Below are 26,368 nucleotides of genomic sequence, written 5' to 3'. Positions count from 1 at the left end.
TTCAAAGTACTCAAGGGAGTTGGAAGATATGAGAATTACGGATTTGATGATAAAAGATACAATGATTATGGATTTAAAAGCAACCACTAAGGAAGGTGCAATTGATGAATTGATTGCCAGTCTTGCCGCAAGTGGTCGTATCAATGATCCTGTTCTATTTAAAGAGATGATCCTCAAGCGTGAAGAGCAGTCCAGTACTGGGATTGGTGGCGGTATCGCAATGCCACATGCCAAGACTAAAGCGGTGAATGAAGCGACCGTTGTGTTTGCCAAGAGTGCGACGGGCGTCGAATTCGAATCGCTTGATGATGAGCCGGCTCGGATCTTCTTTATGATTGCCGCCCCAGAAGGAGCGGGCAACATGCATCTTCGTACATTGGCCTCGCTGTCCAGACTGTTGATCGATAGCGAATTCATTGAACAGCTGATGAATACCCGAACGCCAGATGAGGTATCCGCCTTGTTCGATGCGAAGCAGGCGGAAGGAGAAGCCAAGGAGAAAGAGAGCGAAGCTGCTGAAGCTGTCAAGAAGTCAGAACCTGAAAAGCTAATCGTCGGCAACCCGGATTCCCAAGCATTCGTCGTAGCTGTTACTGCTTGTCCTACTGGAATTGCGCATACCTTTATGGCTGAAGATGCGCTCAAGAAGAAGGCTCTGGAAATGGGTGTTAATATCCGTGTAGAGACAAATGGTTCAGAAGGTGCCAAAAATGTCTTAACACCCGATGAGATTCGGCGTGCAAGTGGTGTAATTGTGGCAGCAGATAAACAAGTGGAAATGGCCCGTTTTGATGGTAAGCCAGTACTGCAAAGACCGGTTAGTGACGGTATTCGCAAATCGGAAGAGCTCATTCGCAAAGCAATGAACGGCGATGCACCGATTTACCATAATGAAGGTCGTAGTGGTAATGAAGGAGAGTCGAAAGAGAAGTCCGGCAGTATCGGGAGTAAAATATACAAGGACTTAATGAACGGTATCTCCCACATGCTGCCGTTTGTAGTCGGCGGTGGTATTCTGCTGGCGATCTCCTTCCTGATTGAACAAGTCGGTGGAGAGAATCACCCTCTATTCCAACTGCTGCAGACGATTGGTGGCGGTGATGGTGCCTTCCATTTCCTAATTCCGGTTCTTGCTGGATTTATTGCGATTAGTATTGGTGACCGTCCAGCCCTGATGCCAGGTATGGTTGGCGGTTACATGGCCTTGAATTCCAACGCTGGATTCCTCGGCGGTCTGGCTGCGGGTTTCTTGGCTGGTTATGTTGTTATCGGTCTGCGCAAACTGTTTGCAGGTCTTCCAAAAACGCTCGACGGATTAAAGCCGATTCTGTTATATCCGGTATTTGGTCTATTGATAACCGGTGGATTGATGTATTACCTGTTCGATCCGATCTTTAGCTGGATGAACGTAGGACTCATTAATTGGCTTAACGATCTTGGAACCGTTAATGCAGTAATTCTGGGTCTCGTTCTCGGTGGAATGATGGCTATTGATATGGGAGGTCCTTTCAATAAAGCGGCCTACACTTTTGCCATCGGGGTATTCACTACCAGTGGAAATACTAACGGATTCATGATGGCGGCTGTAATGGCAGGCGGTATGGTTCCTCCACTTGCAATAGCGCTGGCTACTACCTTCTTCAAGAACAAATTTACAGAATCAGAACGTAAATCAGGGTTAACAAACTATGTATTGGGCTTATCGTTCATTACAGAAGGGGCGATTCCATTCGCCGCTGCCGATCCACTGCGTGTCCTGACTTCTTGTATCCTAGGTTCAGCTGTAGCTGGTGGTCTCACTCAGTTTTGGAATATCAACGTACCAGCACCGCATGGTGGGATCTTTGTAGCCGCGCTTTCGAGTCATGCGTTGTTGTTCTTATTGGCCGTTCTGATCGGATCTGTTATTTCCGGATTAATGCTCGGATTATGGAAGAAACCTCTTGAGGCAAAGTAATAAAATAAATAATTTGAACTGCTGGGTGCCAGACGCTTCTTCTGGTGCTCGGCAGTTTTTTTGAAATATAAGAATTTTTATACTTACGCTAAAAACTATTCTTCTATTCATCGTCCCTAAGAGGAAGCCGAAGGCGTTCTTCTTACCTAAACTTTGACCACGTATGCCCCTCAACCCTTGCGAGAATAATCTCCTTCATTGAGGTTTATTTTTGTATAATTGAAAATATATATAACAAGAGGGCAAAGGAGCGAGCGAGATGATACTGCACAAGGGGGAGGTCTTGTTCCGTCAAGGGGACAGCTGCGAATTCTTATATAAGGTGAAAAATGGGCTGTTCAAGGTAACAAGGCTTCATGAAAATGGGAACATGGTGTTGTTCAACATCTTGTATCCTGGTGAGATGGTTCCCCATCATTCACTCATTTCGCCAAAGGAGGCGCATGGAACAGCGGTTGCGATGATGAAGAGCGAGGTGGAGGCAGTTCCTTCAGCGGAATGGTATCAACAGGTACGTGATGAGCCAGGTCGAGCGATGGAAATCGCCATCCTTCTTCAGGAGAAGGTACGGTTTATGCAGACTCGGCTTGATCACCTTACTGTTGGAACACCCGCAGAACGTATGGAGCTCTTAACCCGTTGGTTCAATGACTACTCTCATGGCGCAGCGCTAACAGAGCTTTTGACACAGGAAGAAATTGGACAATTAATCGGTGTGAGACGCGAAACAGTCAATCGTTTGTTGCGTACCGTGGAGTGATTCCTGCCTATTTTTATAGCTAACTGTTTAGAGTAGGGGATCTCCGTGGTATAATGTATTCAGAACTTATTAAATTACAGAAAGGATCAGGATACCATGTGTCCCCGAAGGACGATTCCCCAAAGGACGATTTGGAAACGTTATGATCTGTCTTATACTTAGCTTCCCTGTAGAAGGTACGTGAACCGTTGTTACTCGACGAACCGCCTCTGCGAGGGGAAGGAGTATATATATGCGAAGGAGCAATACCTCCGGTTTTACCCGTCGTAGAGGTTGGTGGGACGTTTAGCCGCCATATACGATAAGGGGAGACCTGTATGAGGAACCACAATTACGGAGTGAATGTACTGCTCCGGTTGACAGTCATTTTGTTTGGAACATTTTTGCTTGCATTTGCTTATTATCACATCAATTTTCAGAACCATTTGTCTGAGGGCGGATTCGTAGGATTATCGCTACTCGGCAAATATGTATTAGGAATTTCACCTTCAATTTCAACTCTGCTTCTAGACGTTCCAGTACTCTTGATTGCATGGATGTTCAAAGGGAAAGCGTTCGTGTGCAACACTTTTGTTTCTGTAGGAGCTTTTACAATCTTTTACGGACTCATGGAACGTTATTCCGGTTTGGTCATCAACTTGCAGAGCAACTTGGCATTAGCAGCTCTTTTGTCTGGCGTACTGACAGGTTTAGGCGCGGGAATTATTCTGCGAAGCGGCGGCGCAAGTGGTGGAGACGATATTTTGTCGCTGCTGATCAGTGAATGGAAGGGAATTAAAGTAGGTACAGTATTCATCATGTTGGACGTAGTCGTTCTGGCATTATCACTCTTTTATATGCCTGTTAGAGAAACGATGTATACGGTGATGGCGGTAGTTGTAGCTGGTTATGTGATCACCTTTACAACCTCTTTAGGTAAACCAAAGTTAGTGAAGGCGCCAAAGATTCAGTCTACGCTTCGTAAGCCACATGATGGTACGGTAATATGAATAAGACTGTATAAACAGCTTATTTCGGGGATATACTATATTTAAGGTCAGCCAGAATTTCTGGTTGACTTTTTTTGTTGTATAAGTGACGTGATTTAAAGGGTTGAAGATCTCAGTGGCGTTGCTTGGACGTTTCGCTCATAACAAAAGGTGGCGTACAGTGAAAATCCTGTACGCCACCTTTTAGTTAATTTAAGACTCTCTTGTGCTCGTCTTTGAATCGTGTAGAGACATTTGCGACCAGCTTGCCCTTTTATTTAGCCCACGGCATTCGTGATGGCTTCGCATTCGTCCGAGCAATGACCACTGTGCTGTGCTTCACAGTCCTCACAGCAAATATGCTGAAGGTGGCAAGCATCGTTGGCGCAGTTGATGAATTGGTCAGCTGGCTGACCGCAGTGATGGCAACGACCAACAATGATATCCTCGTCGGTATGATTAATCTGTACGGAGATCCGCTCATCGAAGACATAACATTTTCCATCAAACAGTTGGCCCTGTACCTCAGGGTCTTTACCATAAGTCACAATGCCGCCATCCAGCTGGTACACCTGCTGGAAGCCTTCCTTCATCATAAACCCGCTTAATTTCTCGCAGCGGATTCCGCCTGTACAGTAGGTTAGGATTGGTTTATCTTTTAGCTCGCTCATATTCTCGCGAATCCAGTCCGGGAATTCTTTGAAGCTGTCTACTTCAGGGCGGATGGAACCGCGGAAATGACCAAGATCGAATTCGTAGCCGGTACGACCGTCTAGAATTACCACATCATCGCGCTTCATCATTTCATAGAAATCTTTAGGCGCCAGATGCTCTCCGGTAATCACGTTAGGGTCCAGTTCATCCTCGACCCGGAACGTCACGAGTTCCTTTTTATAACGAACGAAGATCTTTTTGAAGGCATGACCATCAGCCTCATCGATCTTGAAGACGATATCGCTAAACAGCGGATTTGCGCGCAAATCCTTCATGTATTGCTCGGTTTGGGCAATCGTACCGGACAGTGTCCCGTTAATGCCCTCATCTGAGATGAGAATTCGTCCCTTTACGTCAAGCTCTTTGCAGTAAGCCAAATGCTCCTGAGCGAATTGTTCTGCATCCGGCACTTTTACAAATTTATAGTATAGCAGAATTGCATATTCCGATTGTGGTTTCATTCTTTTCACCTTTATCATTAGAATTAGACTACTAAATAAACGTTTAAGTATAAAAAGTATTGTAACATATTATCAAGACTTGAAAAAGATACTCTTGAATCGGTAATGGTTAAAACTTGGATATTAGTAAGAAAAACAGCGCAATGAATATGTCTGAATCATCATGCCTATGGGGGAAGTCTGCGAAGTGGCGGAGCGAGTGGATGAGACGATATTTTGTCGCTACTGATCAGTGGATGTAGGAGTCAAAGTAGGTACTGTATTCATCCTGTTGGATGTAGTCGTTTTGTCGGCTGGGATAACCTGCATTTTTCGGGGATACTACGATTAAGGTCAGCCAGAATTTTGGTTGACTTTTTTTGCTGGAAATAGGCGAATAACATGGATAGTTATGATTGGCGAAACCATGAATCACAACGCGCGTATTAATTTTCATTCGAAGAGTCACATGGTGACTTTAATAATAAGGAGGAACTGCGGGATGAGTGCTCACGAGATTGATTATGTCATTATGGGCGAGGAAATTCAGTGTGTGGAGGTGCAACTTGACCCCGGAGAGAGTGTAATTGCCGAAGCTGGAAGCTTCATGATGATGGATCAGGAAATTACGATGGAGACGATCTTTGGTGATGGTAGTGGGGGGACGCGAGGAAGCGGACTGATGGGTAAGCTGATGGGTGCGGGCAAGCGTCTGTTGACAGGGGAAAGCTTGTTCATGACCGTATTCACACACAGCGGTTCTTATGGACGAAAAAGTGTCACCTTTGCTGCCCCATATCCAGGGAAAATCATCCCGCTCGATCTTCAGCAATATGCTGGAAAAGTGATCTGTCAAAAGGATTCATTCCTCTGTGCGGCGAAGGGAGTCTCGATCGGTATTGAATTTCAGCGCAAGCTGGGCACCGGATTTTTTGGTGGAGAAGGCTTTATTATGCAAAAGCTGGAGGGCGACGGTCTTGCATTCGTACACTCTGGCGGCTACGTTATGGAACGCACACTGCAGCCGGGAGAGACGCTCAAGTTGGACACAGGTTGTCTTGTCGCTATGACGTCTTCCGTGGATTATAATATTGAATTTGTAAAAGGTGTCAAAACCGCCCTATTCGGCGGCGAGGGCCTGTTCTTCGCCACGCTGCGCGGACCCGGCAAGGTGTGGGTGCAGTCACTGCCATTCAGCCGTATGGCTGACCGCATTCTGTCCGCAGCTGGTAACAGCGGACGCAAAGAAGAAGGCAGCGTACTTGGGGGACTCGGCAATCTGCTGGATGGCAGATAGGTTTGGGCGAGGTTGATGGGTAGAACATTCGAGGCACAGAATAAGCGGTTTTAGCGAGTGGCTTATTAGGGGGAGACAAGGGCAGAAATACCCTTGTCCTGTGCGTGTTGGCCCGAATAGCGCGAAAGAGGGGCAAAAATGCCATAGATTTCTGGGAAATGGCCCAAATGGAGCGAAAGAGGGGTAAAAATACCCTAGATTTCTGGGAATTGGCCCAAATGGGGCGAAAGAGGGGTAAAAATGCCCTAGATTTCTGGGAATTGGCCCAAATGGAGTGAAAGAAGGGTAAAAATGCCCTAGATTTCTGGGAATTAGCCCAAATGGAGTGAAAGAAGGGTAAAAATACCCTTGATTTGCACGGATTGAGCGAATCCACCAAAAGAACGGTATAAATCCCGTAGAAATGGCCGGATTGAGCAAATCCAGCCAAAAGAACGGTATAAATCCCGTAGAAATGGCCGGATTGAGTGAATCCAGCCAAAAGAACGGTATAAATCCCGTAGAATGGCCGGATCCATTTCTAATTGCTTCAGCAAGACATTGGTTACTTATGTTCGATGTGATATCACCATTCGACGTTTGAATTATCGACTCTGTGATGTCCACCGCTACTGTATCTGCAACTAACTATATAGTGAGACCCGTGAATGATTATGCTCATTCACGGGTCTTTTTTTAGAGGTTGGGCTTGGGATAGTTTAATTCATAACCATCAAATACCTGCCTCGCGTTAGGCATGACGATTTGCCTCACATTACGCATGACGATCAGCCTAACTTTACGCTGACGATCTATCGCACAATCCCCCTAACAATTTGACTAACCCTGTCCGCGATGTATATATTATTTGGCAAAGCCCTTATAAGAGGTTGTTCAAAAAGTCCGCTTTTGATCACGAAGTATTCCAAGAAGATTATTCGACATCGAATATTGAATTCAGGCGAAACTTCCGGTGCTCACGTAGCTTCCACTACGCTCCGCTCCTCAGTTTCTATCTTCATCCAATCTTCTCGGTGCTGAAAACCGTACTTTTTGAACACGTACTATATTGTTAAGGCTGTGACCGGAGGCATGATATGTTCAAAATATTTATTATAGAAGATGACCGTGGACTGGTGGCTCTGCTACAGGATTATTTACATAAGTTTGGATATGAAACACAGGCTGTGAATGATTTCGAGCGGGTTCGCACTCAGTTTGAGACGTTCGCTCCGCACTTGGTTCTTTTAGATGTTAATTTGCCAAAATACGATGGGTATTATTGGTGCCGCCAGATTCGTGGGATTTCCACCTGCCCTATCCTTTTTATATCTGCCCGCGATGGCAAAATGGATCAGGTGATGGCGTTGGAGAACGGAGCCGACGATTATATTACGAAGCCCTTTGATTACGAAATTGCGATGGCCAAAATTAAAAGCCAGCTACGACGCGCCTACGGTACTTATGCGGGAAGCAACAATGAGCGTACACTAACCGTTGCCGGAATGGCACTGGATGTGGAGCGACTAGTCCTTACCCGAGGAGAAGCCAAAGTGGATTTAAGTCACACGGAAGCCAAGATACTAGATGAGCTGATGCAAAAGTCGGGAACTATTGTTACCCGCGACAGACTGCTCGAAAAAATCTGGGATGATCAAGCCTTTGTGGATGAGAATACGCTTAATGTCTATGTCACCCGTGTACGTAAAAAGCTTGCTGCTCTTGAGATTACGGACGGTCTACAAACCGTTCGAGGTCAAGGCTACCGCTTGATTCCGAATTGGGGGGATGAGGATTGAAGCTATTTTTAAGGGAGCAGATCCCTTTAATTGTTGTCTATCTAGCACAGCTCATCTTGATCACACTAGTATATCGGCTGGATGGGGGCAGTGGGGTGAGTGTTAGTCTGTACGCTGCTCTTCTCAGCACTTGTCTGCTGCTTGGCTACCTCGCTTATCGGTATATCAGCAATCGTACGTTCTATGAACGACTGGAGACTGTACCCACCTCTCTAGATGAAGCTGGCGGTCCATCACAGGATTCTCCGCTTGCCGTGAGTTTACGAGGACTACTAGGGTCACAATTCCGCCTCTACAAAAATGATTTACACAGCTACCGCCACAAGCTGGAGGAACATATTCACTTTATTAATCAGTGGGTGCATGGGATGAAGACGCCATTGTCTGTCATCCATTTGATGATTCAAGATAAAGACGGACCGCCTTTTACGGCGATAGGTGATGAACTGGACCGTCTGAAAAAAGGACTGGACACTGTACTTTATACGGCTCGGCTAGATACTTTTGAGCATGATTTTTACGTGGAACGTTTGGATTTGGAAACCCTCGTACGTAGCGTGACCTCAGAGCAGAAGCGTCTGTTCATACGTAACCGTATATTTCCTACTATTAAAATAGATGAACGAATCGCCGTAACCACAGATGAGAAATGGCTAAGTTTTGTGCTTACGCAAATTATTACGAATGCAATACGTTATACGACGGAAGTCGGCAAACATGTATATTTCCATGGGTACATACAAGAAGAAAAGAGAGCAGTACTGGAGATACGAGATGAAGGGGTTGGCATTCCAGCAGGTGATCTGCCGCGTGTGTTTGATCCTTATTTTACAGGTGTGAATGGACGAACCTTTCAAGAATCCACGGGGATGGGTCTATATCTTGTGAAACAGATCTGCGGAAAACTTGGTCACGAGGTGAGCATTTGCTCAGAAGAAGGTAAGGGCACGACCGTGCGGATAGTGTTTAGGGAGTCCAACCTTACAAAAATGTAAGGTCATTGTAAGTTAGAGAAATGGCAGCCTGTGTATACACTTTGTATAATGAAGGCAATCCAGTCGAAAGAAGGAGAGGTAACACTTGCCCATTCTAGATGTTCATAATTTATCAAAAATATATGAGGGTAAAGTGTCCACTCAGGCATTGAATCATATTCGTTTTTCTGTTGAAAAAGGGGAGTTTGTTGGCATTATGGGACCTTCGGGGAGTGGAAAAACAACACTGCTCAACACGATCGCCACCATCGACCAGCCGACCTCCGGTCAGATTCTGATCAACGGCCGAGATCCCAATCTGCTTAGCAGAAAAGAAAAGGCACTCTTTCGCCGCCATGAGCTTGGTTTCGTCTTTCAGCATTTCAATCTGCTGGATACGCTCACTGTAGAGGAGAACATTGTGCTGCCTCTCACGCTTGCTGGTGTCCGTGTTACGGAAATGGAGAGCAGATTGAAAGAAGTAGCAAGTATGCTGGACATTGAGCATTTGCTGCAAAAAAGGACATACGAGATTTCAGGTGGACAGATGCAGCGGACCGCCATCGCCCGGGCGATGATTCATCGCCCTTCATTGATTTTAGCAGATGAGCCTACAGGGAATCTGGATTCCAAAGCTTCAGGTGAAGTCATGAATATGCTGACAGAGGTGAATCAGGAAGAAGGGGCAACCGTGCTGATGGTCACACATGACGCAGTGGCTGCAAGCTTTTGTAACCGAGTCATCTTTATTAAAGACGGACGTTTTTATAGTGAAATGTACAGGGGGAGCAGTAGAGGCGCCTTCTTCCAAAGTATCATTGATATGTTGTCTCTGCTTGGGGGAACTAGCCATGACCTTTCGGCAATTCGCTTATAGGAATGTTACACGTAACAAGCGTAAATATGCGGCTTATTTTGTCGTCAGTGCTTTTTCAGTGATGATCTTTTTTGTGTGCGCATTGTTTATTTACCATCCGGATATTTCTAAGAGCTTGGTTTATAGTACAGCTGCTCATACAATGATGGCGGCAGAAGCCATTATTTATGTGTTTTGCTCCTTGTTCGTTCTTGTATCGGTCGGATCATTCCTGCAGTCACGTAAGATGGAGTTTGGGATTTTATTGATGCATGGAATGACGAAGCGACAGCTGAACATGATGGTATTTTTGGAAAATATGATGATCGGCACCTCTGCCATCCTGACAGGTACTTTACTTGGGTTAATTCTAGGTAAGTTGTTTTTGATGATCGGATCTACTTTTCTAGGGATACCTCTTTTAACGTTTCATCTTCCATGGCAGGCGCTTGTACTAACGATATGTAGCTTTGCGCTGTTATTTATTCTAATCTCGCTAAGCACGTTCTTCTTTATTGGGAATGAATCACTGATGCGGCTGTTTCAGGGAGAACGAAAAGCAGAAGAGGAACCTAAAGTTTCCTTGGTGTTATCTATACTGTCTGCTTTATTGCTGTTAACGGGCTATTTTATGGCAGCTACAGCACAAGCGGCTTCGGTTGAAAAGGTGATGTTCCCCGTCGTTATAATTACGGTTGCGGGTACCTATCTCTTTTATACTCAGCTCAGTATTTACACTGTTAAACTACTTAAGACGATCCGGCGCCTGTATTGGAACCACACGAATATCATTACTTTATCGGGTTTGTCTTACCGCTGGAAAGAGAATGCCCGAATGTTTTTTATGGTGACGATTGTATCCGCAGTATCTTTTACTTCAGTGGGAGTATTCGCATCGATCCATACGCTTTCCAGAGAGTTGAAATTGGACTATCCCGCAGCAGTTGGTTATGTAGCCAAAGGCAATCAATTGCAGGATCCTTTTGATCAGCATTTGGACGAAATTAAGGAAGAGCTTACAACGCTCGGTTTACCCTATGAGACACTTAGTATTCCGATTAAATACGCAGAGGTGGAATCTCAGACCGGGCCAGATCGCACGTTAAGGCTTCCCTTGATTGCTTACAGTGATTATAAGCTTGCTCTGCTTCGTGCAGGGTTTACGACGGATGAGCAGCCTCTAAGTGGAGATGAAGGACTGGTGATGATCGGTTCGCAACGAGACCGAAGTCTGCAAGCGGGTAGAGTAAAGCCGGTATATACCTTGAAGCAAGGTCTTTCCATTCGAGAAATGGGTTATACCCAAAATGTTCCGATTGCTGAATATCTATTGCCGGAGCTGGATGGAAGGGATGGGGGAGATTTCAGTGGTGTTGTGATTAGCGATGAGCTTTACAAGGCTATTCATCCCGTACAGACCGATTTGTATACAGGATTTTACATGGATGACTTCCCGCGAACAGTAGGTATAGCGGCGGATCTTGCTCATAAAGGGAAACGGTCCTATGAAAGTAACTCGCCATACGCGATTGTTGTTAGCGGCACGCTGTTTGAAATACAAAGAACATTGTACAACACGATGCTATTCGCTTCTTTACTGGTGGGTACTGTCTTTTTCATTGCAGCAGGCAGCTTCCTTTACTTCCGGCTGTATACAGATCTAGATCATGATCGCCATCAATATTCTACATTGTCCAAAATGGGACTTACAGATCAAGAGCTAAACCGAATTGTAACGATACAATTGTCGTTGTTGTTTTTTGTTCCGGTTGGGGTAGCCATTTTGCATAGTGTGTTTGCCTTTATTGCGCTTCAGCGGTTGTTTTACTTATCTATTGCTGTGGAGACCGGGGCGGTGTTATTGGGATATTTGGCTGTCCAGGGACTTTACTTCTTTTTTATTCGCAGCCGTTATTTACGCAACTTGAAGAAGAACTTGATCTGAATAATGGGGGTTACGAAATGCAAGCATGGATTACAGATTTTATGGAGCAGTTTGGTTACTTTGGTATTTTCCTTATGCTCGCTTTTGAAAATATATTTCCACCGATTCCTTCCGAAGTGATCCTTCCTTTTGGCGGATTCATGACAACCACAACGAATTTGACCATTCCTGGTGTAATTATTGCTGCTACGCTTGGCTCACTGCTGGGTGCAGTAATTCTCTATTATATCGGTCGTTTGTTGGATGTAAATCGCTTGGAAAAGATCGTTGAACGCTGGGGCGGCCTACTCCGGATTAGCAAAAAGGACATCCACAAGGCTGACGCTTGGTTTGACAAATACGGCTATTGGACCGTATTATTTTGTCGGATGGTTCCACTAGTGCGTAGTTTGATTTCGATCCCTGCAGGGATGTCGGGCATGAAATTTGGAGTGTTTATGATCTTCACAACGATTGGTACGCTGGGATGGAATCTATTGCTGGTGCTTATTGGTGCGGCATTGGGTGAGTCCTGGGAAGACATCGCCATGTATATGGATATGTACTCCAACGTAGTGTACGTGCTTCTTGCAGGTGGAGTAGTGATCCTTGGGTATTTGTTCTTCCGCAAGCGCAGCCGGAAAATGAACACCGAAGGTTGAGCCGAGAAGGACTTATAGATAAAAGTTATGATTAAAAGGAGGAGAACAAATGGAGCTATTAACGATTATTAAAGCTATTATTTTGGGAATTGTTGAAGGATTGACTGAATTTGCTCCGGTATCCTCCACAGGTCATATGATTATTGTTGATGATATGTGGTTAAAATCGACAGAGTTATTTGGGCAATATACGGCCAATACGTTCAAAGTGGTTATACAGCTGGGGTCAATATTAGCAGTTGTAGTTATTTTTAGAAATAGGTTCATTGAATTGCTGGGCTTAAAGCGCTTCAGCCGCAAGCAGTTGGATCCTGTAACCGAGCAACAACCACAGCTTGAAAAAGGCGGCCACCTGAAGCTTACACAGGTGCTTGTAGGTTTAGTGCCAGCAGGCGTGCTGGGGGTTCTGTTTAATGATTATATTGACGAGCATTTATTCTCTACATCCACCGTGTTAATCGGTCTAGTAGTCGGTGCTGTATTAATGATTATTGCGGATCTATTCGGACCAAAGAAGATTCAAACGGAGAGTGTCGATCAGATTACATATAAGCAGGCGCTAGGTGTTGGTCTGGTCCAGTGCTTCTCCTTGTGGCCGGGATTTTCTCGTTCCGGGTCGACGATTTCTGGTGGTGTTCTTCTGGGTATGAGTCATCGCGCTGCTGCTGATTTCACGTTTATTATGGCTGTTCCAATCATGGCAGGCGCCAGTTTACTCTCACTGATGAAGAACTGGCAATATTTCACCATCGATGCCCTGCCGTTCTTCATTGCAGGCTTTATCAGTGCCTTTGTATTTGCACTATTATCGATGCGTTTCTTCTTGAAATTGATCAACCGGATTAAGCTTTTACCATTTGCTATATATCGCATAGTACTTGCTGCAGTAGTATATTTCGTGTTTTTCTAAATCCGTTATAAGGAATCGATATAACAAAAGCCCCCGTAATCTATTGCAGATGACGGGGGCTTTCACGTATGATGACATCAGATTTAAGACACTCACTTTATCCTTATAATTCTCGCATAAACGCTTACCGTCCTTAAAAGGACGCTGAAGGCGTTTTAGCTTATGGATGATAAGAAAGTATAAGTATCACGAAATACTTTCTTATAATTCTCGCATAAACGCCTACCGTCCGTATAAGGACACCGAAGCGTTTTAGCTTGACAATATCGGAGACAGGTGCTTGCCGGAAATTAGTAATTCGGTAGGCTTAATAGGGAAATTCGGTTTGAAGCCGATGCGGTCCCGCCACTGTAACGGAAGAGTCCATAGCAACATATGTCACTGGCAATTTACTACTGCTGGGAAGACTGCTAAGGATGTTGACACCGCTAGCCAGGAGACCTGCCTGTTTCAACAGCACTGCTTCACCTACGGAGGATAGGAAGGTGTTAGACGTTAACCATAGGTATATTATGGGCGTCTTTCCCTTTGACTTTTTTAGGGAAGGGCGCTCTTTTTTATAGGAATGCAAGTGATATCGAGTCCAAAATAAGAAGATGGAGAAGGGGAGCTGCAAAGTGACGAACAAAGTAAAAGTAAGCAATCTTGGCTATCCAAGAATCGGAAAAAACCGCGAGTGGAAGAAAACGTTGGAAGCCTTCTGGGCGGGAAAAATAAATGAGGAAGCGTTCCGTACTGAAATGACAGGAATTCAGCTTCAGCATTTGAAGACTCAGCAGGAGGCAGGCATTGATTTAATTCCGGTAAATGATTTTACGTTCTACGATCATGTGCTAGATACAGCTGTAATGTTCGGGATCGTACCTCCACGTTATGCGTATGATGGTGGCGACATTGGGCTTGATCTTTATTTTGCGATGGCTAGAGGAAATGCTGAGGCTACCGCTTGCGAGATGACTAAATGGTTCAATACGAACTATCATTACATCGTTCCAGAGATCGGTGCACAAACGCCGCGTCTGACCGAGAATAAACCACTGGCAGCTTATCGTTTTGCCAAGTCCCAAGCGGGAATTGAGGGTAAACCTGTGGTTTTAGGCCTTTATACATTCCTTAAGTTGTCAAAAGGATTTGCATCTGCGGATATTGCGAAGATTGCTGCTCGGTTTCTTCCGGTTTACGTTCAGCTGTTGCAGGAACTGAAGCAAGAAGGAGTAAGCTGGGTACAAATTGATGAACCAGCGATTGTTACAGGAATTAATGAATCAGAATTATCCTTACTTCACTCGATTTACACAGAAATTGCTGAATCCGTGCCTGGATTAAATATTATTCTGCAGACTTACTTTGAAGCTGCTGAACCGCTGGAGGCACTGTTCAAGCTTCCGGTACAAGGTTTAGGTCTCGATTTTGTCCATGATGGAGGGACGAACCTGGCATCGATTGAACGTCTTGGCTGGCCTGAGGATAAGTGGCTGGGAGCGGGTATTATTGACGGACGCAACATCTGGCGCTCGGATCTGGATGCTAAGCTGCAGCTGATCAAGAAGCTGAGTGTACATGTACCGCTTGATCGTCTTATTCTACAGCCTTCTTGCAGTTTGCTGCATGTTCCGGTTACTGTTCAGGGTGAGGTGAAGCTGAAGGCAACCGTCAAGGCTGCTTTAGCTTTTGCTGATGAGAAGCTTAGAGAGCTTGGCCTGCTTGCTGCAGCCTTAGAGGGTACAGCAGAAGCTGCTGCTGCGTTGACAGCCAGTCGCGAAGCCCTTACGGCCTTCCGTGCACTTCCTGAACGCGGTCGTAAGGATGTGGCTGAGCAAGTTTTCGGACTTACAGATTTACCAGACCAACGTAACCTACCTTTTGCTGAGCGCCTGAAGGTGCAGCAGGAGAAGTGGCAGCTGCCACTTCTGCCAACGACAACAATCGGAAGCTTTCCACAGACCGTAGAAGTGCGCCAGGCAAGGTTGAAATGGCGTAAAGGCGTATGGAATCAAGAGCGTTACGACGGGTTCGTTCGTGAGCAGATTGCAGATGCAATCACTTTCCAAGAAAAGCTGGGTCTGGATGTACTCGTGCACGGTGAGTTCGAAAGAACCGATATGGTGGAGTTTTTCGGGGAGAAGTTGGATGGTTACTTATTTACTAGTAATGGCTGGGTTCAATCCTACGGATCACGCTGCGTTAAGCCACCAGTTATTTATGCGGATATAGCTTTTATCCAGCCTATGACTGTAAAAGAAAGCGTCTATGCTCAGTCGTTAACTTCCCTTCCTGTTAAAGGTATGTTGACTGGTCCTGTTACGATTCTCAATTGGTCTTTCGTACGTGATGATCTTAGTCGGGAAGCAGTAGCGAATCAAATTGCCTTAGCGCTCCGTCATGAAGTTAAAGCATTGGAGGATGCAGGCATAGAGATGATTCAAGTAGATGAACCGGCTATCCGTGAAGGACTTCCTTTGAAGGCTGAAGATCATGAGGCATACTTGAATTGGGCGGTGAAGTCGTTCCGTATCGCGACGAATCATGTGAAGGCTACGACACAAATTCATACCCACATGTGCTATAGCGAATTTAATGACATGATAGACTCCATTTCAGCGATGGATGCGGATGTTATCTCTATTGAGACTTCACGTAGCCATGGGGAACTGATCGTTAGCTTTGAGGAGCAGGCGTATGATAAAGGAATTGGTCTTGGTGTATATGATATCCATAGTCCACGGGTTCCTGCAGTAGAAGAGATGACAGCTAATATTGATCGTGCGCTGCGGGTGCTTGATCCTGAACAGTTCTGGATTAATCCGGATTGCGGTCTTAAGACACGTGGCTGGCAGGAGACAGAAGATGCACTTCGTAACATGGTAAAGGCTGCCGCTATTGCAAGAGAAAATGCAGGAGTTAGTGCTTCCAAATAACATAAGAAGTATACAATAAATCATAGCCGGGGAATTTCTCCCTGGCTTTTTATTTCAGCCACTTGATAATAATTCTCATTCTTGATAGAATGAGAAAAGAAAAGAAGGAACCGTGGAGGGTCCCTTCAAATCATCACCTTATTTGCTTTCGAAAGTCTTGCAATCTGTTTCTTCTGCACGTGTAGGTTCTTGGGAGCTGTGGAAAGCTACAAAGATAGAATCAGCACTGCATTTGTTCTCTTCTGCCCAGTGGGTGCAGGAGTTAACTTCGCAAATTACGTCTTTTGCCATGAGGGTTCACCTCCCCTTTTAGTAATAGACAGCATTATTAAAAAACTTCTCTGTTCAACAAGGTGGAGCTTGTCCGAACAGAACCGTGTTCTGCCCTCATTCATTATGAATAGAGGGTTTTTGGTATTTTTTTACGTGTTTAGACGTGGTAATTGTACCAAATAAAGTGCGTGTAAGCAAATGAGTTATTCGATAACAGAAATGTGACAAAGTTATACAAATAATTATAAAAAAGCACAAAAGATACTTATTACTTACATACCTAAAAATAGAAAATAATTCTAAATATCTATATTATTACAAGAATTATATGGTAATATTTTCGATAGGGAACGGCCGCTCCTAATCTGAAATATTGGAGGATGAAGATGTTGAAAAAGTTATTACTATTCCCTTTTGCCTTAATGCTCATCTTGTGCTTACCTATTTATGCAGGTGCAGAAGGTGTACATAATGACCAAGCTCCTCAAATAAGTGAATCAGAAATCATAAAAGTCTACAAAGCCTCAGCTACGGGATTGTCAGAAATTTCAGTAGAGGAGTACAATGAAATTCTTGCACAAGGTCAAGCTTTAGAAGCTGCTAAAGAGGGGCTGATACCAAGTATACCCCTGTTCATAACGGACTCTTCCTTTGATGACGCTTCTGTAATTGCACCTAGAGATGCTTATCAAACAACGATATACTCCTACCAACAAAATGGTTATGTCTCATATGTCACTAGAAGTGGTTTGACTAGAAGAATCTCTCAGCCTGTATATAATAGTGCTTCTGCAAATTCGTTGTTAAACATTAGCTATTCAGTATCTCAAGGCTATATCGCGAATACAAGCTTTGGTGTAACCGCAAAACAAACAGCTGTAAGTACTGGTATTACTGGTGGCTCATCATGGTCTAATACTTATGGTGGCAGTAACACGACAACTGCATCAGTGAATCCTTACAATTATGCTTGGATGGAATACACGCCGATTATGAATAACTCATTTGGTGTGATTACGGAGAAGACCTATGCCAATGTTCAGGGTTCTTCAGTTCTTGTAGGCACTACTAGTTATGATGTTGATATTTACATGGCGAGATTATTAAGCGGTTCGTTACCAGATGGCGTATATGCCATTAAACAAAGCGCTTCTAACCCAGGTTGATTTTTGCTTGAAAAATAACAGCTTAAACTAAAAGAGTTGCAGAAATGCGACTCTTTTTTTTATTTAGAGAACATAATTCATAAGAAACTGTACACAATTCCATTTTCCAGTGCAACCTTCCAAGTTTTGGAACGTCTTAGTAAAGAGTGACGGAAGAGATCTGCTTAGAACAAGACATTCCGTAACGATATTATGATCCGTGCAAGCGGTATCTATTACATTTTTGGAGGAATGAGAATGCGCAAATGGGGTCTGCATTACTTATGTTTATTAATTCTTACGGTAGTCTTGGCGGGTTGTGGCTCAGCGGATAGAAATTCAGCGGCAGATAGTTTGGCAAAAGAAAATGGTAGTACGAGTAACGACGCAGCAGTAGAGGTACAATCGCAAAGCTCGATGGCCTCAACAGCGGATCAAAGCACTTCGGCAGCTCCTGAGGCAGAAGCAACTGGCAGCGAGAATATGGCTGTAAAGGGCTCCACATCAGAAAATACAGTTCAAGCAAGTGCAGGATTTACTGGTAGCGATGTAGTAGCGGGCTTGAACAAGAAGCTGATCTATAAAGCGAATCTTAACATGGAAGTAGAAGACTATGGAAAAGCACAGACTGAAATACGTAATTTAGTAACCATGGCCAATGGATATATTATTGAGTTTAATGAAAATATGTCGCAGTACGAGCAAGGTGGGACGTTTATCCTTAAGGTGCCTGCCTCCGGATTCTCACCTTTTCTGAATAAATTAGAACAAGTAAAACACGAATCTCTACAGCGCAGCATTCAAGGTCAGGATGTCTCAGAAGAGTATGTTGATCTGGAGTCACGTTTGAAGGCAAAACAGCTAATGGAAGCACAATATACAGAGTTTATGAAAAAAGCGACGAAATCCACTGATCTGGTCGCCTTCGCGAACGAGCTTGGTTCGATTCAAGAAAGTATTGAGCAGATTAAAGGTAGAATGCGTTATATCAATCAGAATGTATCCTTTTCTACGGTAGAATTGAGAGTGTATCAGACGGATGAAAGCATTGCTGTGAAGGAGAAGGAGGAGCAAGGGCCGTTACTGGAACGTGCTTCAGATGCTCTTAAAGGAAGCTTAAATGCGTTATCTGTATTGTTTCAGTGGATTGTCGTTATCCTTGCAGGAGCGTTACCGATACTCATTGGAGCAGCTATAATTTTAGCTATTGTTTTAGTTTCCCGTAAAAATATTCGCGAGCGTCGGGAGCAGCAGACCGAGAGAATTCGTCAGCGAAATAAGGAGCTGAACAGAGAGCAAATCATCCCTGCGGCAACAGAGCCTAAGGAGGCAGTTTCAGAGGATAATTCGAAGTCTAATAAGGAAACAGAGGACTCAAAGAAAGAATAGCCCTGCAAGCATAAACGCCCTCGGCGTCTTCATAAAGACGGTAAGCGTTTAAGCGAGAAATATATGAATAATGTATAACGTGAAAATTATACTTTCTTATATTTTAAGAGAAAAAAACGGTTGTCATCCTAAAAGGACGACAACCGTTTTTTTATGTGCTGAGGATTGATGTTTAGGCAGGCTGGAAGAGTATACGATACTCCCCGTATCCTTCCTTCTCCAAATCCTCTTTCGGTACAAATCGTAGCGCCGCCGAATTTATGCAGTAGCGTAAACCGTTTTCTCCGGGACCATCGTCAAAGACATGGCCTAGATGGGAATCCGCTACTTTGCTGCGCACTTCAGTGCGGACCATCAAATGACTGAGATCCGTCTTTTCTTTCACAGCGTAGTCCCGGATGGGACGAGTAAAGCTTGGCCAGCCGCAACCGGAATCGTATTTATCCTGCGAGCTGAATAACGGTTCGCCAGATACGATGTCTACATAAATACCATCTCCATGGTGATCCCAAAAATCATTCCGGAAAGGAGATTCTGTTGCACTGTTCTGAGTGACTTCATATTGAAGAGGGGTTAAACGTTCTTTCAAACTTTGTTTGTCCTCTTTATGTGTCCAGTGGGTTTCGATAAAATCCTCTCGGCCAGAACCTTTACGATAACGTTTGTAGTGGCCAGGATTCTTATGATGGTAGCCTTGATGATATTCTTCGGCAGGATAGAAGGTGGTTGCCGGGAGAATCGGGGTTACAATCGGACTAGAGAATCGACCGCTTGCTTGCAGAGCTGCCTTGGAAGCTTCTGCTTGTTCTTTTTGTTCGTCCGAATGGGTAAAGATTGCTGTTCCGTAAGAAGTCCCGCGATCATGGAATTGTCCACCTGCGTCGGTAGGGTCAATTTGCTGCCAGAACAGCTCAAGTAACTTGCTATAAGGGAAAATATCTGGGTTGAACGTAATTTGTACAGCTTCAACATGTCCTGTCGTTTCAGAACAAACTTCTTCATAGGTTGGGTTCACTGTATGACCGCCGGTATAGCCAGAGACGACACTAATGATACCTGGCAATTCTTCGAACGGCGAGACCATACACCAGAAGCATCCACCTGCAAAGGTTGCTTTTTCCGTCTTGGTATTTATATGGTTAGTCTGATGTTCACTCATTGATATCCCTCCATTCACATAATGCAATTAAATAGATCACAATTTAATTATAAAGCAAATACTAACTGCCTGCCAGTTTGCAACCGATAAGTTCTTTTGCTATCGGCTGTTCTTCGCTTCTTGAGAGCGCGGGCGCAAGCTCAGTCCAGCGATAATTAGCACAGCGGCATAGGCGATGATGGCAATAACCGCACTTACAGGGTCCTGAAACAGATGATCCCCAAGGAAAGCGTATAATGCAATTCCCGGTATTTTTCCTATGCCGGAAGCTGCAATATAGCTCCAAAAAGGTAGACCGGCAGCTCCAGCGTAGATGTTAACCGCTGTTTGGGGAATGATTGGCATGAGTCGTGCTAGGACAATCGAAGCGAAAGGTCGCCGCTCAATGCCTACTGTGAACTTTTCGAGTGCGGGAATGGAGGCTAAATAAGCTCTCGCTTGGCTTTGAAACAAGTACTTCACAACACCAAAAAGGATTGCGGCAGCCAAATTAGTAGCTAGCCAGCAAATCAAGGCTCCCACTAAACCTCCGTATGCATAACCGAAGAATCCGATGACAGCTTTATAAGGGACAACTGGAAACAGGGCCAGTAAAGTTGCAATCCCTATAGAACTGAAAAGATTATGATCCTCTTTCATCCAGCTTAGGATGTCATATCTGTAGATAAACGCAAGGATTGTACCCGAAACATAAAGAACAATCGAGAACCATTTCTTCATAGATAATATGCCCCTTCTTCCACTCATTCATCTCATCATACGGGATATGAAGTAAATATTGAAGCAAAGATCAATTGTCAGAGAATGAGAAGCAGGTATAATAGCATTTGTAGAGAACAAAGAGAAAAGAACGATATATTGAAGTGTTAAGAGGGGGATGGATCAGTGATTGTACCTGAACGTAAAAGAGTCGCCATAATAGGAATCGGCAATATAGCCCGCAAAGTATATTTACCACTGCTCTCTCAGCATGATTATGCCGAGGTAGTTGGTGTTCTTAGTCATTCACCGACAACGGTGGAGCAGGCCGTTCATACCTACCGTTTTCCTAAAGGGACGACTAATCTGGAAGAGCTGTTATCTTGGGATCTGGATGCAGTATTTGTACATAGCCCAACAACTACTCATTATGATATAGTAACAAAATGTCTCGAACGTGGGATTTCGGTATATGTAGATAAACCACTTTCCTATGATCTAGAAGAGTCCAGAAGGATGGCAGAGCTAGCACAAGATAAGGGGCTTTTGCTAGGAGTGGGCTTTAATCGCCGTTTTGCCCCAATGTATGTCACCGCCAAGCAATGGCTTGAGGAAGTCGGTGGAATTAGTCATTGCAATGCGATTAAACATCGAACGAAGCTACAAACAGGCAGCAGCCGCGAAACCGTGCATGATGATCTGATCCATCTGCTTGACCTGCTGTTGTGGTTGTGCGGAGATCATTATGAACTGCTTCGTAGTCATCTTCACTCTAGTGGAGCAGGTCGTCTGCTGCAGGCATCTGGAATGTTGGGCTGGAATCATAGCGCAGTAGGGATGTACAGCATGGTTCGTCAAGCTGGAGTGAATCTGGAGAAGCTTGAGCTGCACGGAAATGGCAGATCGGTGGAAGTAATGGATCTGGACAAGGCCATTCTTTATGAAAAGGATGCCTTACCGCATATTCAAGGCTTTGGAAGCTGGGATACTATACTCGATAGAAGAGGTTTTAGTGGAGTGGTCAATAATTTTCTTAGCAACATAAATACACCAGAGCTTTGCAGCATTGCTGCTTCAGCGGTACTGCCTAGTCATATGCTGGCGGCACAGCTTGCTGAATGAGGTCTCTGAGAAAGGAGAAGAATATATGGAGGATAACCGTAAATTAGTGGAGGAACAGATCATCGAAAGTTATAAGCGCGAAGAAGAGATGATGATTCTTGTATTCGCTCAGTGGTGTGTAAATAATGGACTCGATCCACATGCTCTATACTTGCAGGCTTATCCGCAGCAGGAAGGGAATGAAGCCTTGCGTCAGGCACTTGCCCTCACGGTTTCCGCAGAGGAAGCGGGGGAGATTTCTGATGACACCGTTTTGGGTGTACTTTCGCTTTTTGGAAATGATGACTTGGCACAAATCGTAACTGAAGCGATTGCTCTAAGGGGATCTAAAGGACCAATGGGGGATTGACATTGGGGATATAATAATAGAGTCAGATGAACTTTTTTCGGTAAACGATGTTCATCATGGTTAAAATGTGTTAATATTATATATACTAACTAATAGTAAGTTTCGCTAGTGAGAGGTGAGAACAATGGAAGAACATCAATTTGCGATGTGTCCCAGATTTGAAACAGCCTTCTCTTTCTTAGGCAAACGTTGGAATGGACTTATTATTCAGACATTGATGAGTGGACCGAAGCGTTTTAAAGATATCTCCGGCCTCATTCCTTCAATGAGCGATAAGATGCTGTCCGAGCGGATGAAGGATTTGGAAGGTGAGGGTATCCTGGTTAGGCATGTATACCCAGAAACACCCGTACGTATTGAGTACGAATTAACAGACAAAGGCCGTGCGTTGCAGCCTGTTATGCAGCAGATTCAGTCTTGGGCTGAGAGCTGGGTAGACTAAAATTCACAGTAATGTTGTGGCCCTTTTTCCGGAATGGTGGAAAAGGGGCTTTTCAATTTCTAAATATTAGACAGTGACAGTTTTGTTCCAATCCTTTATGCTTGAAAAAAACTTGCACAGTTTAAAAATAATTGTAATATAATAGAAAAACATTGTATGATCCTTGAATGGAAACGCTCGCGTATTGGTTTTTGCTCAAATCTACTCAGCTGGAGTACAGGCATAGCAAAACTATTAGGAGGCGAGGGAGATGAAGACGAAGACGACCCTGTTTTCCCGGGAAATAACGTATGGAAAAAAGGATGTTGCTGAGCTAGAGAATGCTTCTATCAAAGTACAGCTCATCTATGACAAGACGTTGTTCATGCTGCATAGCCATCTTCCTGATTCCTTATGGGATGCGTGGATTGGCGTGCCTTACAGCATTATCTCTTCACTCTACAAAGGAAACAATGATAGTGGGACTATTTTTCAAAAATGGATTCAAAGTCCGACCGGCTGGAAGTGTATTGGTTGTGAACGGCACTGTCTGGAGTCCACGGAACCTCCACAGGATGTAAATGCGGCGAATCATGGGCGACAATATAAGTTTCATAACGGCATTCGCCAGAGTATGGTGCTTCAAGCCTTAATTTGGTCCATGTACGAGAATACCGTATTATTCAAACCCTTTTTAGGCGACGAGCCTTTTTTTGACGATGATGATTTGCATACGATATCCTCTTATTTCGTTCCAACTTATCTTAATGAGTTCCACCTTATTGAGCGGTCTAAGCCATGTAAAGAATACAAAGATCAGAATATACGAGTCTTTCAGGAATGGATTTCCGCACCTGATCTTGTCCTTAAATGGAATGGTGGCTTGACGGAAGGCAGATGGATGACCGGTGTTTATATGGATCACTCCCGTTTTGCCGGATTGGGACCTTATTTGAAGGATTCAAAGGGACAGCGGACGTATATGCAGGCTTATGTGCAATAAAGTGAGTTGAAAAAGCACCTTTGTAGGCAAAGGTGCTTTTTTGCGTTTACTTTGCATGTACATCCATCTCCAATTTCGTTCAAAAATAAGATACAATTTCCGTGCGTACAATCACAAGTCAAAGTTCCTTTCAGGGTTAAGGTGAAGAAGTGGATAAGATTTATTCAGAACCTAATCCCATAACCCAAGGAGGAGCTATAATGGAAACTAAACAACTTAATAATAGTATTTCGGATTCGAAGCAAGCACAATCGGTACAGGCTGGGTTTACCCCAGATGCACTAGTGAGGGATATTGTATTACAGTTCCCTAAAGCGGCAGATTATTTCAAAGCAAAACGGATTGATTTCTGTTGCGGTGGAGCTAAACCTCTTGCTGATGCAGCTGCTGAGCGTGGTCTGGATCACGAGATAATCATCGGCGATCTAAACAAGCTGTTCGAAGAGTATCCAGTACCCCAAGAGGAAATCGCTTGGAATACTGCACCTTCAGAAGAGTTAATTGACCATATTATTAACAAACACCACCGTTATCTTCGTGAAGAGCTACCCCTCATTAGCCAAAATGTAACTAAGGTGTATCGAGTGCATGGCGGGGATTCTCCCCATTTGGTGGAGTTATATAACTTGTTCAACACACTTAAGGAAGATTTACTTGAGCATACGGCTAAAGAAGAAGAAGATGAGTTTCCTAAGCTGTTGACATACGCTGCTAATCCTAGTCAAGAAGGCCTGACATCGCTTCGTGAGTCATTGTCTGAGCTGGAGAGTGAGCATGATGGTGCGGGCGATATTTTGAGAAAAATACGTAGTATAACAGATGATTTCACTCCACCGGCGCATGCTTGCACTACCTATCGATTGACATATGCCCGGCTGGAAGAGCTGGAGAGTATGACTTTTGAACACGTACATTTGGAGAATAATATATTGTTCCCTAGGTTTCAGTGAAGGTGAATAGCGTTCTAAAGAGTCCCTTAGGGGGCTTTTTTTATAGGGAATTATAGAAAGTAAAGAAATGCGGATAACTCCGTTGAAAAAGGTAGAAGAAATGATCGTGAAAAATATGGGTAAGATCGATTGATGGATGGATGGCGGAAGGATTGCTTAAAAGCGGACTACGAGATAGCGCCGAATGAGCAGAAAGAGGGGGATAAATCCCCCAGAATATGTGAAATGACGCCATATGAGCAAAAAGAAGGGGATAAATCCCCCAGAATATATGAAATGACGCCAAATGAGCAAAAATAGGGGGATAAATCCCCCAGAATATATGAAATGACGCCAAATGAGCAAAAAGAGGGGGATAAATCCCCCAGAATATGCGAAATGACACCGAATGAGCAAAAAGAAGGGGATAAATCCCCCAGAATATGTGAAATGACACCGAACGAGCAAAAAGAGGGGGATAAATCCCCCAGAAAATGTGAAATGACGCCATATGAGCAAAAAGAAGGGGATAAATCCCCCAGAATATATGAAATGACGCCAAATGAGCAAAAAGAAGGGGATAAATCCCTCAGAATATGCGAAATGACGCCGAATGAGTAAAAAGAGGGAGATAAAGGTTAGCTTTCAAAAGTTTTTTGCCAATTTTTAATATCATTGGGGAGATAATTAAAGATACTGCGAAGTAAGCTTGTTATTACTTATTTGAGAACATGGCTTGTTTAAGTTATCCTTAAAAAGACAGTATACATAACTTTACAAGCCTGAGACGCTATATGGTCATTAGGCGGGACAAGGCGGTGCCAGGATGCCCATGCGATCTTTGTGGAAATTGATGTTAGGATTAGTCATTGTATTCATAATAGGTGGATGCTCTACTAACAATGACGGCAATAGTAATGCTAATAATGGTGTGGCAGGATCAGAGGGACCGACAATATCAATAAGGGTTGGAGTTAATGAGCTGCTTACTAAACCATCAGATAGGTTACTTAGTGGGAGTTATAGAAATGGAATATCGATCATGGAGCTACTGAAAGGTAGTAATGTTGCCACATTTGCTGAGGATAACTCAAGCATTGTTTCGGTAAAGGATTTTTCGCTAGAGGCGGGAATGGTTTGGGAGCTTCAGATGGGCGGTCAAATCATTGGGAATGCGGATTGGAATAATACTGTAGGGTATGATTCACAGCTAGTCTTCACCGCGAAGTCGAAGGACCATCAAGCACCACTTCAAACTGTAAGGCTGACCTTGAGCGGTGGAAGTGTTGAAGTAGACTTGCATCATACGTATATTATGTTATTTGAAGAGGATTTAACTGTAAGAGATTTGCTCAAAAGCTGTAGTAGCGTACAGTTGGCCGATGACAATAAAAAGGTGCTTTCCGTCGACGATTATACTCCTCTTAGTAATGAAGAATGGAAGCTGAAGGTGAACGGAAAACAACTACTCGATGATGGAATGGATATGAAGCTCAGGGCTCAAGATGAATTGGAGATTTTATTGACTTTACGCTAAAAAAACGTACATTAAGCCAGATCAACGGTTGTTCAGAATCGTTAATCTGGCTTTTTATGTGGAAAAGATATCTAACAATTATCAGTACACTAAAGTGTGAAAATATTCACAATCGAAGTGACTGCAATCACAATGACGACTTGAATTTGAACCGTATAATTCCAATATGTAGAAGAGAAATTGA

24 protein-coding genes and 1 riboswitch are annotated in these 26,368 nt (G+C 44.0%); of the genes, 20 read left to right on the top strand and 4 right to left on the bottom strand.

What is annotated here, in order from left to right:
* The first annotated feature begins 28 nt into the window (after nucleotides 1-28).
* From MHI27_RS22740 to MHI27_RS22730, 3 genes are all read left to right on the top strand, one after another.
* Nucleotides 29-1,957: a fructose-specific PTS transporter subunit EIIC gene (locus tag MHI27_RS22740; RefSeq protein ID WP_042190597.1), complete on the top strand. Its 1,929-nt coding sequence runs from the start codon at nucleotides 29-31 to the stop codon at nucleotides 1,955-1,957.
* A 259-nt stretch (nucleotides 1,958-2,216) separates the two neighbouring features.
* Complete coding sequence (locus tag MHI27_RS22735) at nucleotides 2,217-2,717, top strand: Crp/Fnr family transcriptional regulator (RefSeq protein ID WP_042190595.1); 501 nt, start codon at nucleotides 2,217-2,219, stop codon at nucleotides 2,715-2,717.
* Nucleotides 2,718-3,034: 317 nt separating this feature from the next.
* The gene (locus tag MHI27_RS22730; protein WP_076284668.1) at nucleotides 3,035-3,706 is read left to right on the top strand and encodes a YitT family protein; all 672 of its coding nucleotides are present in this window, start codon (nucleotides 3,035-3,037) and stop codon (nucleotides 3,704-3,706) included.
* A 257-nt stretch (nucleotides 3,707-3,963) separates the two neighbouring features.
* On the opposite strand, the gene MHI27_RS22725 is transcribed toward MHI27_RS22730, so the two are convergent.
* Nucleotides 3,964-4,860 carry a rhodanese-related sulfurtransferase gene (locus tag MHI27_RS22725; RefSeq protein WP_405174762.1) on the bottom strand — a complete coding sequence of 299 codons (897 nt, stop codon included), beginning with the start codon at nucleotides 4,858-4,860 and terminating at the stop codon, nucleotides 3,964-3,966.
* Nucleotides 4,861-5,341: 481 nt separating this feature from the next.
* On the opposite strand from MHI27_RS22725, the gene MHI27_RS22720 reads away from it, so the two are divergent.
* From MHI27_RS22720 to metE, 8 genes are all read left to right on the top strand, one after another.
* Nucleotides 5,342-6,136 carry a TIGR00266 family protein gene (locus MHI27_RS22720; RefSeq protein ID WP_042190589.1) on the top strand — a complete coding sequence of 265 codons (795 nt, stop codon included), beginning with the start codon at nucleotides 5,342-5,344 and terminating at the stop codon, nucleotides 6,134-6,136.
* Between the two features lie 1,076 nt (nucleotides 6,137-7,212).
* Entirely contained in the window at nucleotides 7,213-7,914 is a 702-nt protein-coding gene (locus MHI27_RS22715) for a response regulator transcription factor (RefSeq protein ID WP_340971935.1), read from the top strand.
* Nucleotides 7,911-8,909 carry a sensor histidine kinase gene (locus MHI27_RS22710; RefSeq protein WP_405174761.1) on the top strand — a complete coding sequence of 333 codons (999 nt, stop codon included), beginning with the start codon at nucleotides 7,911-7,913 and terminating at the stop codon, nucleotides 8,907-8,909. The genes MHI27_RS22715 and MHI27_RS22710 overlap by 4 nt, the downstream gene beginning before the upstream one ends.
* An 85-nt stretch (nucleotides 8,910-8,994) precedes the next feature.
* Nucleotides 8,995-9,765: an ABC transporter ATP-binding protein gene (locus tag MHI27_RS22705; protein WP_076300832.1), complete on the top strand. Its 771-nt coding sequence runs from the start codon at nucleotides 8,995-8,997 to the stop codon at nucleotides 9,763-9,765.
* Nucleotides 9,740-11,689: an ABC transporter permease gene (locus MHI27_RS22700; RefSeq protein WP_405174760.1), complete on the top strand. Its 1,950-nt coding sequence runs from the start codon at nucleotides 9,740-9,742 to the stop codon at nucleotides 11,687-11,689. The genes MHI27_RS22705 and MHI27_RS22700 overlap by 26 nt, the downstream gene beginning before the upstream one ends.
* A gap of 17 nt (nucleotides 11,690-11,706) precedes the next feature.
* Nucleotides 11,707-12,330, top strand: a complete 624-nt coding sequence (locus MHI27_RS22695; protein WP_042190577.1) for a DedA family protein — start codon at nucleotides 11,707-11,709, stop codon at nucleotides 12,328-12,330.
* Between the two features lie 49 nt (nucleotides 12,331-12,379).
* Complete coding sequence (locus MHI27_RS22690; RefSeq protein WP_042190575.1) at nucleotides 12,380-13,240, top strand: undecaprenyl-diphosphate phosphatase; 861 nt, start codon at nucleotides 12,380-12,382, stop codon at nucleotides 13,238-13,240.
* A gap of 257 nt (nucleotides 13,241-13,497) precedes the next feature.
* Nucleotides 13,498-13,704, top strand: a riboswitch (cobalamin riboswitch).
* 153 nt (nucleotides 13,705-13,857) lie between these two features.
* A complete protein-coding gene (metE, locus tag MHI27_RS22685) occupies nucleotides 13,858-16,158 on the top strand; it encodes a 5-methyltetrahydropteroyltriglutamate--homocysteine S-methyltransferase (RefSeq protein ID WP_405174759.1) in 2,301 nt (766 codons plus the stop codon).
* A gap of 138 nt (nucleotides 16,159-16,296) precedes the next feature.
* On the opposite strand, the gene MHI27_RS22680 is transcribed toward metE, so the two are convergent.
* Nucleotides 16,297-16,449, bottom strand: coding sequence for a DUF1540 domain-containing protein (locus tag MHI27_RS22680; RefSeq protein ID WP_076120659.1), 153 nt, complete (start codon nucleotides 16,447-16,449; stop codon nucleotides 16,297-16,299).
* A 368-nt stretch (nucleotides 16,450-16,817) separates the two neighbouring features.
* On the opposite strand from MHI27_RS22680, the gene MHI27_RS22675 reads away from it, so the two are divergent.
* Complete coding sequence (locus MHI27_RS22675) at nucleotides 16,818-17,597, top strand: hypothetical protein (protein WP_042190570.1); 780 nt, start codon at nucleotides 16,818-16,820, stop codon at nucleotides 17,595-17,597.
* 237 nt (nucleotides 17,598-17,834) lie between these two features.
* Nucleotides 17,835-18,965: a DUF4349 domain-containing protein gene (locus MHI27_RS22670; protein ID WP_405174758.1), complete on the top strand. Its 1,131-nt coding sequence runs from the start codon at nucleotides 17,835-17,837 to the stop codon at nucleotides 18,963-18,965.
* Between the two features lie 172 nt (nucleotides 18,966-19,137).
* Here MHI27_RS22670 and msrA read toward each other — a convergent pair whose 3' ends face one another.
* Both msrA and MHI27_RS22660 read right to left on the bottom strand, forming a co-directional pair.
* A complete protein-coding gene (msrA, locus tag MHI27_RS22665; protein WP_341059928.1) occupies nucleotides 19,138-20,124 on the bottom strand; it encodes a peptide-methionine (S)-S-oxide reductase MsrA in 987 nt (328 codons plus the stop codon).
* A 99-nt stretch (nucleotides 20,125-20,223) separates the two neighbouring features.
* On the bottom strand, nucleotides 20,224-20,844 hold the full coding sequence (locus MHI27_RS22660; protein ID WP_076284445.1) for a TVP38/TMEM64 family protein: 621 nt from the start codon (nucleotides 20,842-20,844) through the stop codon (nucleotides 20,224-20,226).
* Nucleotides 20,845-21,009: 165 nt separating this feature from the next.
* Between MHI27_RS22660 and MHI27_RS22655 the strand changes: the two genes are divergently transcribed.
* From MHI27_RS22655 to MHI27_RS22625, 7 genes are all read left to right on the top strand, one after another.
* Complete coding sequence (locus MHI27_RS22655; RefSeq protein WP_405174757.1) at nucleotides 21,010-21,945, top strand: Gfo/Idh/MocA family protein; 936 nt, start codon at nucleotides 21,010-21,012, stop codon at nucleotides 21,943-21,945.
* Between the two features lie 25 nt (nucleotides 21,946-21,970).
* Entirely contained in the window at nucleotides 21,971-22,294 is a 324-nt protein-coding gene (locus tag MHI27_RS22650) for a hypothetical protein (protein WP_405174756.1), read from the top strand.
* A 124-nt stretch (nucleotides 22,295-22,418) separates the two neighbouring features.
* Nucleotides 22,419-22,736 carry a helix-turn-helix domain-containing protein gene (locus tag MHI27_RS22645; protein ID WP_042129916.1) on the top strand — a complete coding sequence of 106 codons (318 nt, stop codon included), beginning with the start codon at nucleotides 22,419-22,421 and terminating at the stop codon, nucleotides 22,734-22,736.
* Nucleotides 22,737-22,986: 250 nt separating this feature from the next.
* Nucleotides 22,987-23,718: a hypothetical protein gene (locus tag MHI27_RS22640; RefSeq protein WP_076300835.1), complete on the top strand. Its 732-nt coding sequence runs from the start codon at nucleotides 22,987-22,989 to the stop codon at nucleotides 23,716-23,718.
* A 200-nt stretch (nucleotides 23,719-23,918) separates the two neighbouring features.
* A complete protein-coding gene (ric, locus tag MHI27_RS22635) occupies nucleotides 23,919-24,668 on the top strand; it encodes an iron-sulfur cluster repair di-iron protein (protein ID WP_405174755.1) in 750 nt (249 codons plus the stop codon).
* 327 nt (nucleotides 24,669-24,995) lie between these two features.
* Nucleotides 24,996-25,268, top strand: a complete 273-nt coding sequence (locus MHI27_RS22630) for a hypothetical protein (RefSeq protein ID WP_405174754.1) — start codon at nucleotides 24,996-24,998, stop codon at nucleotides 25,266-25,268.
* A 205-nt stretch (nucleotides 25,269-25,473) separates the two neighbouring features.
* Nucleotides 25,474-26,184: a hypothetical protein gene (locus MHI27_RS22625; RefSeq protein ID WP_405174753.1), complete on the top strand. Its 711-nt coding sequence runs from the start codon at nucleotides 25,474-25,476 to the stop codon at nucleotides 26,182-26,184.
* The last annotated feature ends 184 nt before the right edge of the window (nucleotides 26,185-26,368 follow it).

Source organism: Paenibacillus sp. FSL H8-0261 (genome assembly GCF_045040645.1).
GTDB lineage: Bacteria > Bacillota > Bacilli > Paenibacillales > Paenibacillaceae > Paenibacillus_AQ.
The sequence above is the reverse complement of the archived record's forward strand: the minus strand, read 5'-3'. Positions and strand labels throughout refer to the sequence as shown.

Bases quoted from the DNA above. Each gene is read 5' to 3' on its own strand.
- MHI27_RS22640 (WP_076300835.1), top strand. From the start codon at position 22,987: ATGAAGACGAAGACGACCCTGTTTTCCCGGGAAATAACGTATGGAAAA.
- MHI27_RS22720 (WP_042190589.1), top strand. From the start codon at position 5,342: ATGAGTGCTCACGAGATTGATTATGTCATTATGGGCGAGGAAATTCAG.
- MHI27_RS22735 (WP_042190595.1), top strand. From the start codon at position 2,217: ATGATACTGCACAAGGGGGAGGTCTTGTTCCGTCAAGGGGACAGCTGC.
- MHI27_RS22625 (WP_405174753.1), top strand. From the start codon at position 25,474: ATGCCCATGCGATCTTTGTGGAAATTGATGTTAGGATTAGTCATTGTA.
- MHI27_RS22695 (WP_042190577.1), top strand. From the start codon at position 11,707: ATGCAAGCATGGATTACAGATTTTATGGAGCAGTTTGGTTACTTTGGT.
- MHI27_RS22630 (WP_405174754.1), top strand. From the start codon at position 24,996: ATGACGCCAAATGAGCAAAAAGAGGGGGATAAATCCCCCAGAATATGC.
- MHI27_RS22675 (WP_042190570.1), top strand. From the start codon at position 16,818: ATGTTGAAAAAGTTATTACTATTCCCTTTTGCCTTAATGCTCATCTTG.
- MHI27_RS22725 (WP_405174762.1), bottom strand. From the start codon at position 4,860: ATGAAACCACAATCGGAATATGCAATTCTGCTATACTATAAATTTGTA.
- MHI27_RS22690 (WP_042190575.1), top strand. From the start codon at position 12,380: ATGGAGCTATTAACGATTATTAAAGCTATTATTTTGGGAATTGTTGAA.
- MHI27_RS22645 (WP_042129916.1), top strand. From the start codon at position 22,419: ATGGAAGAACATCAATTTGCGATGTGTCCCAGATTTGAAACAGCCTTC.
- MHI27_RS22715 (WP_340971935.1), top strand. From the start codon at position 7,213: ATGTTCAAAATATTTATTATAGAAGATGACCGTGGACTGGTGGCTCTG.
- MHI27_RS22660 (WP_076284445.1), bottom strand. From the start codon at position 20,844: ATGAAGAAATGGTTCTCGATTGTTCTTTATGTTTCGGGTACAATCCTT.
- MHI27_RS22650 (WP_405174756.1), top strand. From the start codon at position 21,971: ATGGAGGATAACCGTAAATTAGTGGAGGAACAGATCATCGAAAGTTAT.
- MHI27_RS22670 (WP_405174758.1), top strand. From the start codon at position 17,835: ATGCGCAAATGGGGTCTGCATTACTTATGTTTATTAATTCTTACGGTA.
- msrA (WP_341059928.1), bottom strand. From the start codon at position 20,124: ATGAGTGAACATCAGACTAACCATATAAATACCAAGACGGAAAAAGCA.
- MHI27_RS22730 (WP_076284668.1), top strand. From the start codon at position 3,035: ATGAGGAACCACAATTACGGAGTGAATGTACTGCTCCGGTTGACAGTC.
- ric (WP_405174755.1), top strand. From the start codon at position 23,919: ATGGAAACTAAACAACTTAATAATAGTATTTCGGATTCGAAGCAAGCA.
- MHI27_RS22740 (WP_042190597.1), top strand. From the start codon at position 29: ATGAGAATTACGGATTTGATGATAAAAGATACAATGATTATGGATTTA.
- MHI27_RS22700 (WP_405174760.1), top strand. From the start codon at position 9,740: ATGACCTTTCGGCAATTCGCTTATAGGAATGTTACACGTAACAAGCGT.
- MHI27_RS22680 (WP_076120659.1), bottom strand. From the start codon at position 16,449: ATGGCAAAAGACGTAATTTGCGAAGTTAACTCCTGCACCCACTGGGCA.